Raw genomic sequence first — 15,158 nt, 5'->3', positions numbered from 1 at the left:
TTTTAGTGCTTTTAGTGCTTTTAGTGCTTTTAGTGCTTTTAGTGCTTTTAGTGCTTTTAGTGCTTTTAGTGCTTTTAACTGATGTTGCTACACGCTCAGAACGGAGGGAAGGAAATAAGGGGAAAGGACGACTTACAGTGTTAGCGATCTTCTAACACGTGGTTCAATGAAAAAGGATTTTTGCGATAGCAAAATATCGTACTGCCTCCGAACACGGGAATCTACATTTGTCTCCTAATCCGTAGATTCCTGTGCGAGACCGGAGTCCGTCCCCTTATTCCTTCCCGGAATGGTTGCTGAACAAAGAATCAAACAGCACCTCAATCACACTAGCGAATTTAAATAAAAGAATTTAAGCAAAGCAAAGTACCTCATCCGCCGCATCTATGCTTAATTCCCAAACACCCTCACTTCATATAACGTCGGCGTATACCAATTATTCGGATTGTTGTGCAGCACCGCATTCACCATATTAATCCGTACATACCGCGCCTTAAACGACACCGCATCTGTCGTAAAACCATACGTCGTATTGTTCGTGCGATCAATCGTCGTATAATTTACCCCATCGGTGCTGTATTCGATTTTGTATTTGTAATAGCCTTCTGATCCTTTGTACATAAACCAGGAGATATCCACTTCATTGATCGCTTTCACTGAACCGAGATCGACCTGCCACCATGCCGGCCATGAGGATGAAGTTGCCGCCCATGAGGTTTGTGCATTACCATCATTCGCATTGGAGGCTGGATTAGCGGTCGTAGCTGAGATTGCTGTCGCTGATTTGCCCAGCGCATGATTGGTGCGCGCTGGCGTGGAGATCGTGCCTGCGGCAGCGTCGATATTCCAGCTGCTGTACCAGTCGAGTGTCGCTGTACGTGCACTGTCATTCAGTATCAACGGTAACCAGATAAATTTGTGATCGCTCAAATTTAACGGATTCCAGCGGTCACCCATATAAATATAGCTGGTGCCTGAGCTGCCACTGATCGTGGCGATCGAATGAATTTGCGTTGCATAGGCAGACGGATCACCAAATGGCGATAATGCCGACCAGTTGCCTGTCATCGATGATGCGGTCGCATATGCGCCCTGATTCGGATACCAGCCGGAAGCTTGCGAAGTGAACAAATAATAAGTGCTGCCTTTTTTCACAACAGCCGGTGCTTCACGATACGCATTATCGAATACCCAGCCAACAAAGGAAGCTACATTCGTATAATCCGCCGTCAATTGAAAAATCGCCATCGTATTGTTGGCACCGCCGTTATTTTGACGGGAAGCGGTGATCAAATAGGCTTTGCCATCCGTATCGACGAATACGGTCATATCACGGGATTCATAGCCCAGCGGACGGAAGCTGCCCTGATACACGAAATTACCGTCTGGCGTATCGCTTGTCGCTACAGCAACACGTGCCAGCGAGTAGTCGGAGCCATTTTCATAATGTGCCCACATCACATATTTTTGGGTAGCTGCATTATAAATAACTTTAGGACGTTCGATTTTGCTGGAATTCAGTTCAGCAGCAGAGTTTTTCGTCAAAATACTATTGCCGAATGTCCAGTTTTTCAGGTCGGTTGATGTATATACGTTCACTTTATCAAATGTACCATTGGTCGCATGCTCGCCATACCAGTAATAGGTGGAGCCGACTTTGAGAATATTACCACTGTTCGCTTGAATCGGATTGCCTGCCGTATCTTTCCAGTCTGTACCGTTCGTAATCGTCACACTTGCCGCCTGTGCGGTATGCCCGCCCAGACCTAAGCTCGTCAACAATAGTAAAAGTGCAAGGCTTGTTGCCCATATGTGACACAAACTCCATTTGCCTGTACTCACCATCATACCCCTCCTTGAGATCGGTTGAAATCGCTCCCTATTGATTTCAAACTCATTCTAGTTGTTATTGGAAGCGTTTACAATAAAACAATACGGAACGGATTTATGAATATAAGGAGAGGTAGATAGCTATTTTATGCTACCTAGCTGCTCCTTATTCAGTTGTTCAAGCTACAATCGACCAATTTTACAATTCACAATCTTCAACCAGGCTACTCATCCTATACGATCCTGCTACTCATACTGTACTATAGCTGACTGTACGCCAGCACCGCCGATTGTCGCCAGTGCTGCGCATGCTTATGCGCCATCTCTACAAAACGACTTTGCGCAGGAGACTGCCATTTTTTCGTATGATAGCTAATGTACGTACATACACGCTGGTCGGTATCATCCCAATGTAGCGCAATCATTTTTCCTTCCTCCAACTCACGCTGCACGGTAATGAATGGTAGAAAAGCCAGTCCCAGTCCGGCCATCACACATTGTTTGATCGCTTCATTGCTCCAAAATTCAATGCTCGGATCAAGGAAGATGCCATGCCGATTCAGCACCTTTTCAAATAGCACACGATAGCTACAACCGGACTCGGTATTCAAAATCGTTTCCTCTCGCAAATCGGACGGCTCTACTGAGGAAAATGCAGTCAATCTGTGATCCGGTGGCGCGACGAGCGTCATCTTTTCTTCGACCAGCAGATCTACTTTTAATTCATGATCTTCCATATACGGCTGTAGCAAAAAAACAATATCCAATTCGCCTCGGCGCAACATATCCTGCAATTCATTACATGCGCCCGGCTTCAAAATAATCTGTACAGACGGGTACTGCTGACGAAACTCTTTAATAATAGGCGGTAAACGAAAGGCAGCTAGCGATTCCGGTGCACCGATATGCAGCACTCCGCCCAGTTGATCGCTCGAAAGAATCGCTTCGCGCGCCAGATTGTGCATACGCGCAATTTCCTGCGCATACGGCTGCAATCGACGTCCCGCATCCGTCAGCAATATCCGTTTATGGATGCGATCAAATAACGGTGTACCTAGCTCTTGCTCCAGCGCTTGAATTTGCGCGGTCACACTGGACTGAGCGTAATCCAGTTTGCGTGCAGCAGCGGTAAAACTTCCTGTTTCAACGACTGTCAAAAATGTAAACAGATGACGTGACTCCATTCGATCCACTCCTTTTTCCATCGGAATTTCCGATAGATAACATTCATATAATCCGTTTTACCGATGAACCTATTATCTGCTAAGCTAACCTAAATAACAAGGAAAGCAGGGAATATAATGACCGTTTCACATCATTCTGGAGCTGGACATCGTTCAGATCAAACTTCATCTCCCCATTCAAATGGCAATAACGCAGCCATACCAGGCACTTCTCCTGCATCGATCACTGTTACAAAGGATAATAGTAGCGGTAATCATTCTACCCAGCTCGGTCGCCATATCAATATGACGCAAGCGGTGGCGCTTTATATCGGTGCGGTTGTTGGTTCTGGTATTCTGATCACGCCCGGTATTACCGCACGCATGGCAGGTCCATCCGCGCTGATCGCCTGGGGCTGTATGGCGCTGTTGATTTTGCCGCTGGCTTTATCGATGGGACTACTGTCTGCGCGTTATCCGAATGCAGGCGGTGTATCGCATTTTGTATCGCTCGCTTTTGGGCCGCGTATCGGTGCATTGATCGGCTGGTTTTTCCTGATGTCGGTGCCAATTGGCGCGCCGGTAGCCGCTTTAACTGGAGCCGGTTATTTGACCGCTGCGCTTGGCTGGAGCGAATCGATCCGCATTATGATCGCCGCCGCGCTATTGCTAGTCAGTTTATTCATCAACTGGGTCGGTTTTCAGCTCGCCGGGAAAATTCAAGTCATTGTCGTTGGAGCGATTATTGTTGTACTCGGTGTAGCGATCGTGGTGGCCATACCGGATATGCGTTTAGCCAATTTCACTCCATTTATGCCAAATGGCTGGCTCCCGATCGGTCAATCCGCGGCAATGCTGTTCTGGTGCTTTATCGGCTGGGAAGCGGTATCCCATCTATCCGAAGAATTTGAAAATCCACAAAAGGCAGCCGTGCGCGGTGTGATTATCGCTGCATCCATTGTAGGCATACTTTATTTGCTCACGGCGATCGTAACGATTGGAACGCAGAGCTATGTAAACGGTGCAGACGCATCGCTCGTGCACCTGATTGGCAACCGACTCGGCTGGTGGGGAGCCATTCTGTCCGGTCTGACCGCCGCTTGTATTTGTACAGCAACGACAATCGCTTATATCGGTGCCGCTTCACGTGTTGCCTTTGCCCTATCGCGTAACGGCTATGCTGCACGCCCTTTAAGTTATCTATCCCCACGCTTTCGTACCCCAACGGTAGGCATCAGCTTTCTAGCGGTATGCTTTATGATCATTTTATCGCTGTACGCAACGGGCTTATTAAAACTGGAACTGCTGCTACAATTGCCCAACTCATCCTTCATACTCACCTATCTGGCAGGTTGTGCCGCTGGCATGCGTCTATTATGGAAAGAACGACTCGGTCGCTGGATTAGCGGCGTATCGTTCCTGTTCACCTTAATCGTATTCCCCTTCACCGGCTGGGCGATCCTGTACCCACTGACGATTACGATCGTATTCTGGCTGCTCACCCGCAAACGTGGGACAAAAATTCCAAATTAGTACCTTAAGCGCTCAACGTAAAACACCTTACGTTGAGCGCTTTACCTTGACCGCGTTATATAAATTTGAATGATCTTAATGATCCATAGTAGAGACAAGCTCATTATGCAGTAGCATACTGTAGTCGACTTCTGTATTAAATAAAGCGAATCTGAAGATCAGATAGACCATACTTTACATTGAAGCAAGTCAGGATAGTAGTAGATTGACTCCATTAAATGTGAAATTCGATGTTGTGCAGCATTAGGAAATTCATAATATGATACAAGTTTATCTTTTAGCATATGCAGCAATACCTGTCTTTAAACTACTCACAGCAGCTCAATGCATTTTGTTTTCATTAGACTATTGCTGTACATGTAGCCTATTCGCTTGAAAAAGGAACTTCTTGATCGATGAAATGACAAAGTTAATGGTTTGAGAACATCTAAATTAAACTTTGAATTGAAGTTAGTTGTATTACTCAAATTAGTAAGCAAACTTATATAGATAATATGAACTTTTGAATGTAAACCTTTCCGGAGTGGTGTAACTCTAAGCACGCACTACCTAAAGTAGATCGATCTGCTTTTGAGCAAGATGATCTACAATGTACTTCTATTCCATAGATTCCCTTATACTACCCGAATACACCAGCGTATCCCTTCCCGGAGTGGTGTAACTCCCCACTCTACGTTTTCACACAAATACACCATTTCATTTCATACACTTTTCACACATCTATTCCATTGTTCTCACATAATCCCTTGTTAAGATGAACTTACATCAGCAGCAAGCAATTAAAACTACCGGGTCCGGAAGCGACAGCATCCGCCGGACGCGCATACGGTAGCTGAGAACCTGCGAACTGCTCAAACTAATAACGAGGTGACTTGAAATGAACAAATGGACAAAAAATGTAGCAGCACTGGTAGCAGCAATTAGCGTATTGGGTGGAGCAAGCAGCGTATTCGCGGCAACGCCAACAACAACGACTCCAGCGAAAAAAGTAGAAGCTTCCAAAACAACGGGCACAGCTGCAAAAACAACAGATCACAAAGCAACAGCTTCCAAAACAACAAAATCCGAGCCTACTAAAAAAGCGGCTTCCACTCACAAAGCAACTGGCAAAACAACTCATAAAAAAGCATCCCACAAAAAAGCAACGCACAAAAAGGCTACACATAAAAAAGCAACTCACAAAAAAGTGTCCCACAAAGCAAAAACTCACAAAGTGAAAGTGGTATCTCACAAAAACAAAGCGGCTGCTCATAAAGCAACTGTAGCGCACAAAACTGCTGCTCACAAAGCAAAACAAGCTAGCCACAAAGCAACTGCTGCTCACAAAAAAGCCGCTCACAAAGCGAAACAAGCGACTCATAAAGCAGCTGCAAAAACAACAACTAAAAAATCGTCCGTAAAAGCTCCTACAACTAAAAAAGCAACAACAACTGCTCCTGCAACTAAAAAAGCAGCTACAACATCCCATAAATAAAAATCCGGATTGATTCTCCCCCAGAATCAACCAGCTCGTCCGATACTCCTTCGGACAGAGCATGTTTCAACTCCTGCGTTCATGTTGATTCAAATGCCGCAGCTTTGATCCAGGGCAAAGCTGACGGTCGGGAGCACACCCTCCCACCTGCAAAAACTTGCTGCAAAAAGACGGAATACTCTACGGAGATTCCGTCTTTTTGTTTCTACGGCTAGACTTTTTGTTTCTACAGTAGGATTTCTGCTATTACCGTACTCTCTTTATAAAGAATGCTTTGAAATACACCTACTGTGTCTGCTACATTAGAGAAGTAATATGTCATTTATAAAATAGAGGTGGACGACCATGACCCGGATTTTTGTCGTTGATGATGATCCTTATATTGCCCAGCTAATTACAGGGTATTTACGCAAAGAACAGTATGAGGTAACCGCCTTCGGGCACGGACGTGATCTGGTTGAACAGGTGCATGCTGAGCATCCAGACTGCCTCATTCTCGATATTATGTTACCAGGTATCGATGGACTGACCCTGTTAACGGAGCTGCGCACATTTACGGAAATGCCGATTATTATTATTTCCGCCCGCGGCGAAGAAGTCGATCGACTGAATGGACTGGAGCTAGGCTGTAATGATTTTCTGAGTAAGCCTTTCAATCCGCGTGAGCTGGTAGCCCGTGTGAAAAGTATGCTGCGTCTGATCCGTAGCAGCCGAATTGCCGTTGGTGGCGAGACAGGCGTCATCGAACAAGTGGGCATCGCCAGCAATACCACGCTATCTCAACAATCAATTGCGTATATTAACGCAGGCAATGTGCAACTTTCCGAGGAGTTTCGGCGTGTGAACGTTCAGGGACATGAATTGTCGCTCACTGGACGCGAATTTGAATTGTTACTGTTTCTGGCGCAGCATTTGGATCGCCCATTTAGCCGGGAACAATTGATTCAGCAAGTATGGAATTATGACTTTTTTGGCGAGGTTCGTGTCGTTGACGATCTGGTCAAACGGATTCGCAAGAAATTGTCGCAACAGCACTCTACGCTGACGATTGATACGGTATGGGGATTTGGTTACAAGGCGGCGGTACACACATCATGAAGACGATTCGCAGCAAAATGCTAGTGGCGCTATTGGCAGGTATGCTGGTAACGGTGGCGATTACAGTATTCTTTTTCATCCGCTTGCTTGATGATATTTTACTCAATCAGATCAAGCAGCAGTTGAAAGATCAGACACTGAAGGCTGTGCATATGATGAGTGAAGATAATCTGGACAGTCTGGATAGCGAAAGTTTTCGTTTCTTTATTAAGGATACGCTTTTTTATGCTGACTATTTTGTCCTTGATACGAAGGATCGGATCGTTGCTTCCAGTAATTCAGGAGAAGTAGGCAAAACGATGGCCAACTTCCCGAATCAGCGCGAAGGGATCATGCAGCTTCATGGCAGCAAGGTGCTCTATAGCGAAGCTAGATTATCGCATCAGCCGTTTCGGATCATTCTGTACTCTCCACTCTCCTCACTGCGCGCGCTTTATATTCCTCTGCTGCGGACTACATTGCTGTCGATTGCAGCCAGCTTTATCGTCATTTTGCTGATCGGTCTGTTCGCAGTCTGGCGAACGGTACAGCCATTAAATCGGTTGAAAGAAGCGGTCGGTCAGTACGAGCCGCATTTAATGAATCGAGAAGCTTTTTTACAGGCAGATCATACGGAGATTGGCGAGCTGATTAGCACGTTCCAGCTGATGGCGGAACGATTGGAACAACATCACCGCTATCAGCTGGAATTTTTGCAAAATGTATCGCATGAGTTAAAAACACCGCTTATGTCCATTCAAGGCTATGTATATGCAATACAGGATCAGGTGATGCCCGTCGAGCAGGGGCTTGATATTATTTCGGTGCAATCTCAGCGGCTTACCGATATGGTCGGCAAGCTACTTCAGCTCACCCGTTTGGAAAGTGTAGATGAAGAATGGCCGCTATCATCAGTCGATCTGAAAAGTATGGCGGAAGAAGCCGTTTATTTATTGCAACCGGCGGCGCGTCAGCAAGGCGTAGAGCTACAGGCACACGGTTCCGCCCATACGATTGAGATTGCCGGCGAGCAGCTATTTCAAATTTTGCTTAATCTGCTGCAAAATGCGATCCGTCACTGTGATGCTCAGGTTACGATCACGGTGGAATTACCGGAGGATGCAGGAGGCGGAACCGACTGGATGATGCATATTGATGATGATGGACCCGGACTTGCCGAAGGGGAGCGCGAGCATATTTTCAGACGCTTTTATACCGGTACGAATGGTGTGACTGGTCTCGGACTTGCAATCAGTAAGCAGATTGCCACGCGCCTTCATGCCGATCTGACCTATAGCGATTCACCGCTCGGTGGTGCGCGCTTTAGCATCGTCCATTATGTCACCGAGCCGAATTCCAGCAATGCAAAAGGTGCTTGACTCTAGCCACAGGTTGGGTAATCTAATGATATAGAGACTGTTCATAATTGTTTAGACGCCGGGCGAATAAGCAGCAATGAAGCAGTCTCTATTTATTTCAGCGTGACTACGCTAAGGAGGAATGGATATGTCTGGTATTAAGATTGCCCGTGACGAAGATCAACTGGTCATCGATTGGCAGCAATCCAAGCTGGAAATCCCTCTGAATGAAGCTGTCTACGTAGCGCTGGATCATGAACATCCTATGCTGGATCGCCATCCTGCTCTGATCAAAACGCCTTACGGCACCCGAGAGCGCGTGATGATTCAAACAGGTGCAAATACGTATTTGCTGCTCAGCGGCGATCGTATTACTGTACTGAACAAATCGCACCTTCAGGAGCGCGTATAGGAGTGTTATTCATCATAGCTCCGCTATCCTGATGGTCTCGATGTTGTCCTGTTATCCATGCTGGAACGTCGTCCCGCAATGATGCTCACAATAAGCCCTCTGCCCGGTGGGGGCTGTTGTGCAGCACTGCGGGTAGCTGATACCTGACCTTTAGCTATCCGTGCATGGGTGCTTATACATAGTACATGACCTTGTACATGCAAAAAGTACATGCAAAAAATCATTTTCCATTGATTCGTAATCGATCCGCAGGAACCAAACGTAGCAACCGAAATGGCGGTTCCATGAACAACACCACGATCAACCTATCAATAAATATGTATTGTTTTTGGCAAGTCTAATCGGGTAAAAGTATAGCAAGCCACATGTCCGAAATGGTCATCCATTGTTATTACAATTACTGTGAACTTTTGTGTATTCCATCGAAGGATAGGGGGAAATCATATGGGACTGACGCGACAGCAACGCATCCAGCTGCACAATTTTAACAATCTAACCAAATCACTCAGCTTCAATATGTACGATATTTGTTACACACGCACACGTGAGGAACGAGAGGCATATATTGCTTATATTGATGAGCAGTACAATGCCGATCGGCTGAGCAAAATTTTGACCAATGTGTCCGACATTATCGGCGCACATGTGCTAAATATTGCCAAGCAGGACTACGAACCACAAGGAGCCAGCGTAACGATGCTGATCTCGGAAGAGCCTGTCGAGACAGCGCCGAATGCTTCCTTTGAGGAATCGCCAGGTCCATTACCTGAGCATGTGCTGATTCATCTGGACAAAAGTCATATTACCGTGCATACGTATCCTGAATATCACCCAGACGAAGGCATTAGCACGTTTCGTGCCGATATCGATGTATCCACATGCGGCGAGATTTCACCGCTGAAGGCACTGAATTTTATGATCCATTCCTTTGATACCGATATTATGACGATTGACTATCTCGTGCGAGGGTTTACACGCGACATTGAAGGGAACAAGCTGTTTATCGATCACGATATTAGCTCTATTCAGAATTTCATTCCAGATGAAGTGAAGGATCTGTATCACATGATCGATGTGAACATTTATCAGGAAAACATTTTTCATACGAAGTGTAAACGCAAAGAATTCGATCTCGACAATTATCTGTTCGGTTATACAAGCGATACACTGTCCGAGGAAGAGCAGCAGCATATTACCGATCGCTTGACACGAGAGATGAATGAGATTTATTATGCAAAAAACATGGAGTAAGGAGTGACTATAGTTGTCATCTTCATTATTGAGAGACATTACCGAAGAAGAGGGTTATCGGAGCGCAGTCTTTGACAGCACTTTATTCCAACAGCCGATTGCGGTGTCTTGGAATGAAGCGGAAGTTCCGCTAGCCTATGCAGAACGCTGTGCACAGGCATTTAACGCGTTCAGTCCGGCATTATTACAGCAGTTATATCAATATAGCTACGATTACTGTATCGATTGTTGCGAATGGGTTGGGGAGACACCGCCAGCGATTGAACAACCGGAAGATATTTTGCACTATATTTCGCCTTTAAGCATGCAAATTCCGGCATTTCCGGCACCATACGATGCGGAAACAGCTGACACGATCGTGCATTTGCATATGGATTGTGAATGGGAATTTGAACATGGCATGGGATGGCTTATTCGCGGAAATGATATTTTGTATGTGAGCAGTTGCGATGGACTTCCCGAATGGAAAGATACAGCGTATTACCGTAATTTAGAAGGTAATGTCGCATATGGAAATAAGCTGTGTAATTAATACACAGCATCATCAGCGGTACGATATAAAGCCTCTTATGCGTTACAGCCATTGCAACAGGCTATAACGCAGAAGAGGCTTTCATTCGGTTTAAGCATATTCATGAATACGGCGCTGTACCTGTTCCAGTAGTTCCCGCTTACGCTCGGTAATTTTGTTCATCAATACAGTCGCATGACCGGCATACGCCTGCTTTTGCTCTTCGTCTTTTAACGTGACCAGATTAATATTGACGGTTAACAATGAACTATGGGCAGCCGCTTCGAATAAAATAATGCCTATGCCTACATCCGACAATACGGTGCGATTGCATACTTCGATCAGCGGTGCTGCACTGTACATACCGTACAGACAACATTCCATCAATCGCAGCGGTGTATCGATCGACTGAATCCGTGTCTCATAGATCGTCAGTCGTCGTTCCTCCTGCTGTTCTGGTGTTAATTTGGGCAATTGCAGGGCTTCGATATACTGACCGAATGACTCCATATCATCCGCCATCAGCCATTCACATGCCGACGAAATATATTCCATGTCTTGCAGTGCCTGAGCGACATATTGCTGCGCATCTTCATATCCTTCGCCCTGTGAGAAATTCGCAGTCATCGATGTCATAGCGGCACCGAGTGCAGCGACGATTGAGGCAACACTTCCACCACCAGGAGTCGGCTCCGAACGCGCAAGCTGCTCCATAATGCGTCTTAGCGGTTCATCCCACGACACGACATTGATTTCAGCTTCCTCTACATTCATAACCAATCCCTCCTGTACAGCATATATCGATCATTACCCAATCTACACCGATTACCTACCAACAAAGCAGAAAGCAAACAGGCACAAGCATATGGTAATGATCGCTTCGTCCTGTTTGCTCTCCAGTTTATTGATTACGTTTTCGCTATTATAGCGTCATTTTCCTGCTTATTACATCAATCATTTCCCTGCTCAGTACATAACTTAATAGTAGATTTGCATAGTGGGTGTGCTCGTATTGATCCATCTACGTCTGCCTATGCTGTTTAGCTATGCCATTGCTTTTACAGGACTACAGGACGCATCTTTAATTATGCTCAGCCTCCATCTTCCATTCCAAAATCGATTTGAGCACCAACACGATTAATGCCAGCAATACTAAAATCGATGATACCGCAAACGCCGCGGCAAACTGATATTCATTGTACAAAATTTCGATATGCAGTGGCAGCGTGTTCGTCTCACCGCGAATATGGCCGGATACGACGGAGACAGCGCCAAATTCACCCATCGCCCGCGCGCTGCATAATACGATGCCGTATAACAATCCCCATTTAATATTCGGCAATGTTACGCGCCAGAAAATCTGCCAGCCTCGCGCACCCAGACTGACGGCTGCTTCTTCTTCACTAATGCCCTGCGCTTCCATAAGTGGAATCAGTTCGCGTGCAACAAACGGCAACGTCACAAACATCGTTGCCAGCACCATACCCGGCAAAGCAAATACAATCTGAATGCCCTGCTGATCAAGCCACGGCCCGAGAAATCCCTGCGCGCCAAATAACAAAATATACACAAGTCCGGAAATGACCGGTGATACGGCAAACGGAATATCGATCAATGTGATCATCGCCTGTTTGCCCCGAAAACGAAACTTACTAATCGCCCACGCTGCTGCCAGTCCAAATACCGTATTGAGCGGCACCGCAATCGCCGTTACTACCAGCGTTAGCTGTAGTGCAGATAACGCATCCGGATCAATGACCGAAGCGACATACACTTCCCAGCCTTTGCGAAAAGCTTCAATACCAATACAGACAAGCGGAAGTACGACGACCAGTAGCAAAAACAAGAGCGCAATCGCAATTAGCACTACACGTACCGCTACAGATTCAGTCGCATGAGCCGGCTGTGCAGGCCGATGAAGTTGTGTTGATTTTAAAGTAGCCTCGGTCATCGCTTTCCCTCCTATAGCGCATGACGATTCATGCGCCACTGTAGCATATTAATGAGCAGCAACAATATAAACGAAATAATAAGCATCACCAGTGCCACCGCTGCTGCACCTGCATAATCATATTGTTCCAGCTTGGTCATAATAAGTAGCGGTGCAATTTCAGTCTTAAGCGGCATATTGCCTGAAATAAACACGACTGATCCGTATTCGCCAATCCCACGCGCAAAGGCAAGTGCAAAGCCGGTTAATAAGGCAGGCCATAGCTGCGGTAAAATCACTTTGATAAACACACGCAAACGATATGCGCCAAGCATGACCGCTGCCTCCTCGGTATCCCGATTAAGATCGTGTAAAACGGGCTGTACGGTGCGGACAACGAATGGAACACCGATAAAAATAAGCGCGATCGTGATGCCAAGCGGTGTATAGGCGATTTTGAGACCGAACGGTGCGACCAGCTGACCGATCCAGCCATTCGGTGCATAGATTGTACTTAGCGCAATACCGGCTACTGCTGTCGGCAACGCAAACGGCAGATCAATCAGACTGTCGATCAACCGCTTACCGGGAAAACGATAGCGCACAAGCACCCATGCCAGCAGTAAACCAAATATCAGATTGACGAGTGCAGCAGCAAATGCCGTCGTAAAACTCACCCGATAAGAGGCAAGCACGCGTGGTGCTGTGACCGCCTCCCAGAAACCGGACAGGCTAAGCCCGCCTGCCTTCACGACAAGTCCGGCAAGTGGAATGAGCACAATCAGCCCCATATACAAAATCGTAAATCCCATCGATAATCCAAAGCCAGGCAAAATGCCCCGCTCTCCGCTCCTTAAAGAGCGCTTACGCCAGCGTGAATACGATGGGCGTTGAGCAGACTCCTTTACTTTTGTGCTCATCGTTAACGGCTCCCTTCCTGCATGCTGCATGTCACTGCGTCATTGATCCTGTTTCGTCGATCCTGTTTCGTCCATCCTTCAGGATGTCTCTAAAGTCAGCTAGCCTTTAGGATGTCACCGTTTTACGAATGTTTTTAGAATGTTACTTCTTTAGGATATTGCTTCTTTAGTGTATTACTTCTTTAAGCTGTTACTTACTTCATCCACGGCTTGAATACGGTGTAGCTACTTGAACCATCGTAGCTACTTGATCCATCTGTAGCTGCTTGATCCATCGTAGCTACTTGATCCTATAGCTACTGGATTCATCGCTGTCATGTCCGTAGTGTCATTCGTTCATTGCCGATGACGCTACGCTACACTGTAGGTATAGATCAGGAACCCGGTGTATAAATCTGGTCAAACACGCCACCATCGCTAAAATGAGTTTGCTGTGCTTTTTTCCAGCCGCCAAAATTGTTATCGATCGTTAGCAGCTTCATATCTTTGAACACATCCTTGTACTTAGCAGCAATCTTTTCGTTAATCGGACGATAGTAGTTTTTCGCAATAATCTCCTGACCTGCATCGGAATACAAATAGTCCAGATAAGCTTTCGCCACTTCCTGTGTGCCATGCTGTTCTGCTACTTTATCGACAACCGCTACAGGCGGTTCAGCCAGTATGCTGATAGACGGATAGACGATTTCAAATTTGTCCGGTCCGAGTTCCTTTTGTGACAATAAAGCTTCATTTTCCCAGGCGAGCAATACATCGCCGATGCCCTTCTCGACAAACGTTGTCGTTGCTCCACGCGCTCCTGTGTCCAGTACAGGCACATGCTTGAATAGCTCTGCAAGATATTGCTTTGCTTTTGCCTCATCATTGTTATTTTGCTGAAGTGCATATCCATAAGCCGCAAGATAGTTCCAACGTGCACCGCCCGATGTTTTCGGATTTGGTGTAATGACCTGCACATCCGGTTTAATCAGATCATTCCAGTCTTTGATCCCTTTCGGATTCCCTTTGCGTACAAGAAACACAATGGTGGACGTATAAGGCGAACTGTTATGCTTGAATTTGCTTTGCCAGTCGGTTGGCAATAGCCCTTTATCTGCAATCGCATCGATATCATAACCCAGTGCAAGGGTGACCACATCCGCTTTGAGTCCATCAATTACCGCACGCGCCTGCTTGCCAGAACCGCCATGCGACTGCTTGATAATTACATCCTGCCCGCTTTTATCTTTCCAATATTTCTGAAAAGCAGTGTTGTATTCCTCGTACAGTTCACGTGTAGGATCATAAGACACATTTAGCAATTCTACCTGTCCTTTTCCGTCACTCGCTGCTGAGGAGCTGGTAGAAGAACCTTTGCCGCATCCACTTAAAGCCAGGCTGAACAAAAGTACCGCTGTCAAAGCGAGTATGCTCCAACGATAATTTTTCCGAAGCCGCTGCACGGTTCGACCTTGTGACTCATTTCCTGTCTCACCTGCTGTTTGTTGCTTTTGCTGTTTTGGCGCCTGCTTTTCCGCTTTGGCTTGCTGATCACGATGCTCTACCCCATAACGATTGTACACTGCCAACACCCCATTCTATTTGTTTGAAAATCAATCAAAAGCCCCTTTTGCCATTCCATTAACCAACAATTCCTACCAAAATACTAAGTTATGAATGAACTTTATCAGCAATACATCGCTTATTCAATATGAAAACA

At 46.2% G+C, this 15,158-nt stretch carries 13 protein-coding genes; 7 read left to right on the top strand and 6 right to left on the bottom strand.

Features of this window, described 5'->3' with window-relative positions; genetic code table 11:
• Positions 1-390: 390 nt before the first annotated feature.
• Both AAHF22_RS10800 and AAHF22_RS10795 read right to left on the bottom strand, forming a co-directional pair.
• Positions 391-1,782 carry a family 43 glycosylhydrolase gene (locus AAHF22_RS10800; protein WP_371834054.1) on the bottom strand — a complete coding sequence of 464 codons (1,392 nt, stop codon included), beginning with the start codon at positions 1,780-1,782 and terminating at the stop codon, positions 391-393.
• A gap of 308 nt (positions 1,783-2,090) precedes the next feature.
• Positions 2,091-3,014, bottom strand: a complete 924-nt coding sequence (locus AAHF22_RS10795) for a LysR family transcriptional regulator (RefSeq protein ID WP_347324983.1) — start codon at positions 3,012-3,014, stop codon at positions 2,091-2,093.
• A 285-nt stretch (positions 3,015-3,299) separates the two neighbouring features.
• Here AAHF22_RS10795 and AAHF22_RS10790 point away from each other — a divergent pair, with 285 nt between their 5' ends.
• The 7 genes from AAHF22_RS10790 to AAHF22_RS10760 all read left to right on the top strand — a co-directional run bounded on the left by AAHF22_RS10790 (position 3,300) and on the right by AAHF22_RS10760 (position 10,630).
• A complete protein-coding gene (locus AAHF22_RS10790; RefSeq protein WP_347325018.1) occupies positions 3,300-4,526 on the top strand; it encodes an APC family permease in 1,227 nt (408 codons plus the stop codon).
• A gap of 877 nt (positions 4,527-5,403) precedes the next feature.
• Positions 5,404-6,000 (top strand): hypothetical protein, encoded by a 597-nt coding sequence (locus AAHF22_RS10785; protein WP_347324982.1) that lies wholly within the window; start codon positions 5,404-5,406, stop codon positions 5,998-6,000.
• Positions 6,001-6,345: 345 nt separating this feature from the next.
• Positions 6,346-7,098 carry a response regulator transcription factor gene (locus AAHF22_RS10780; protein WP_347324981.1) on the top strand — a complete coding sequence of 251 codons (753 nt, stop codon included), beginning with the start codon at positions 6,346-6,348 and terminating at the stop codon, positions 7,096-7,098.
• Positions 7,095-8,456 carry a sensor histidine kinase gene (locus tag AAHF22_RS10775; RefSeq protein ID WP_347324980.1) on the top strand — a complete coding sequence of 454 codons (1,362 nt, stop codon included), beginning with the start codon at positions 7,095-7,097 and terminating at the stop codon, positions 8,454-8,456. Before AAHF22_RS10780 ends, AAHF22_RS10775 begins: the two co-directional genes overlap by 4 nt.
• 127 nt (positions 8,457-8,583) lie before the next feature.
• Positions 8,584-8,847: a SunI/YnzG family protein gene (locus AAHF22_RS10770; protein WP_347324979.1), complete on the top strand. Its 264-nt coding sequence runs from the start codon at positions 8,584-8,586 to the stop codon at positions 8,845-8,847.
• 444 nt (positions 8,848-9,291) lie between these two features.
• The gene (speD, locus tag AAHF22_RS10765) at positions 9,292-10,098 is read left to right on the top strand and encodes an adenosylmethionine decarboxylase (protein WP_347324978.1); all 807 of its coding nucleotides are present in this window, start codon (positions 9,292-9,294) and stop codon (positions 10,096-10,098) included.
• Between the two features lie 13 nt (positions 10,099-10,111).
• The gene (locus tag AAHF22_RS10760; protein WP_347324977.1) at positions 10,112-10,630 is read left to right on the top strand and encodes a DUF6985 domain-containing protein; all 519 of its coding nucleotides are present in this window, start codon (positions 10,112-10,114) and stop codon (positions 10,628-10,630) included.
• Between the two features lie 90 nt (positions 10,631-10,720).
• Here AAHF22_RS10760 and AAHF22_RS10755 read toward each other — a convergent pair whose 3' ends face one another.
• The 4 genes from AAHF22_RS10755 to AAHF22_RS10740 form a co-directional block, all read right to left on the bottom strand.
• Entirely contained in the window at positions 10,721-11,383 is a 663-nt protein-coding gene (locus AAHF22_RS10755; RefSeq protein WP_347324976.1) for a cyclodeaminase/cyclohydrolase family protein, read from the bottom strand.
• 307 nt (positions 11,384-11,690) lie between these two features.
• On the bottom strand, positions 11,691-12,560 hold the full coding sequence (gene cysW, locus AAHF22_RS10750; RefSeq protein ID WP_347324975.1) for a sulfate ABC transporter permease subunit CysW: 870 nt from the start codon (positions 12,558-12,560) through the stop codon (positions 11,691-11,693).
• An 11-nt stretch (positions 12,561-12,571) separates the two neighbouring features.
• Positions 12,572-13,351, bottom strand: a complete 780-nt coding sequence (gene cysT, locus AAHF22_RS10745) for a sulfate ABC transporter permease subunit CysT (RefSeq protein WP_371834053.1) — start codon at positions 13,349-13,351, stop codon at positions 12,572-12,574.
• 482 nt (positions 13,352-13,833) lie between these two features.
• The gene (locus AAHF22_RS10740; RefSeq protein ID WP_347325017.1) at positions 13,834-14,901 is read right to left on the bottom strand and encodes a sulfate ABC transporter substrate-binding protein; all 1,068 of its coding nucleotides are present in this window, start codon (positions 14,899-14,901) and stop codon (positions 13,834-13,836) included.
• Between the last annotated feature and the right edge of the window lie 257 nt (positions 14,902-15,158).

Origin of the sequence: Paenibacillus wenxiniae (genome assembly GCF_039822605.1) — a bacterium.
Classification (GTDB): Bacteria; Bacillota; Bacilli; order Paenibacillales; family Paenibacillaceae; genus Saccharibacillus; species Saccharibacillus wenxiniae.
This window is presented reverse-complemented; position numbering and strand designations above follow the sequence as displayed.

Bases quoted from the DNA above. Each gene is read 5' to 3' on its own strand.
- AAHF22_RS10770 (WP_347324979.1), top strand. From the start codon at position 8,584: ATGTCTGGTATTAAGATTGCCCGTGACGAAGATCAACTGGTCATCGAT.
- speD (WP_347324978.1), top strand. From the start codon at position 9,292: ATGGGACTGACGCGACAGCAACGCATCCAGCTGCACAATTTTAACAAT.
- AAHF22_RS10775 (WP_347324980.1), top strand. From the start codon at position 7,095: ATGAAGACGATTCGCAGCAAAATGCTAGTGGCGCTATTGGCAGGTATG.
- cysT (WP_371834053.1), bottom strand. From the start codon at position 13,351: ATGGGATTTACGATTTTGTATATGGGGCTGATTGTGCTCATTCCACTT.
- AAHF22_RS10780 (WP_347324981.1), top strand. From the start codon at position 6,346: ATGACCCGGATTTTTGTCGTTGATGATGATCCTTATATTGCCCAGCTA.
- AAHF22_RS10785 (WP_347324982.1), top strand. From the start codon at position 5,404: ATGAACAAATGGACAAAAAATGTAGCAGCACTGGTAGCAGCAATTAGC.
- AAHF22_RS10755 (WP_347324976.1), bottom strand. From the start codon at position 11,383: ATGAATGTAGAGGAAGCTGAAATCAATGTCGTGTCGTGGGATGAACCG.
- AAHF22_RS10795 (WP_347324983.1), bottom strand. From the start codon at position 3,014: ATGGAGTCACGTCATCTGTTTACATTTTTGACAGTCGTTGAAACAGGA.
- AAHF22_RS10790 (WP_347325018.1), top strand. From the start codon at position 3,300: ATGACGCAAGCGGTGGCGCTTTATATCGGTGCGGTTGTTGGTTCTGGT.
- cysW (WP_347324975.1), bottom strand. From the start codon at position 12,560: ATGACCGAGGCTACTTTAAAATCAACACAACTTCATCGGCCTGCACAG.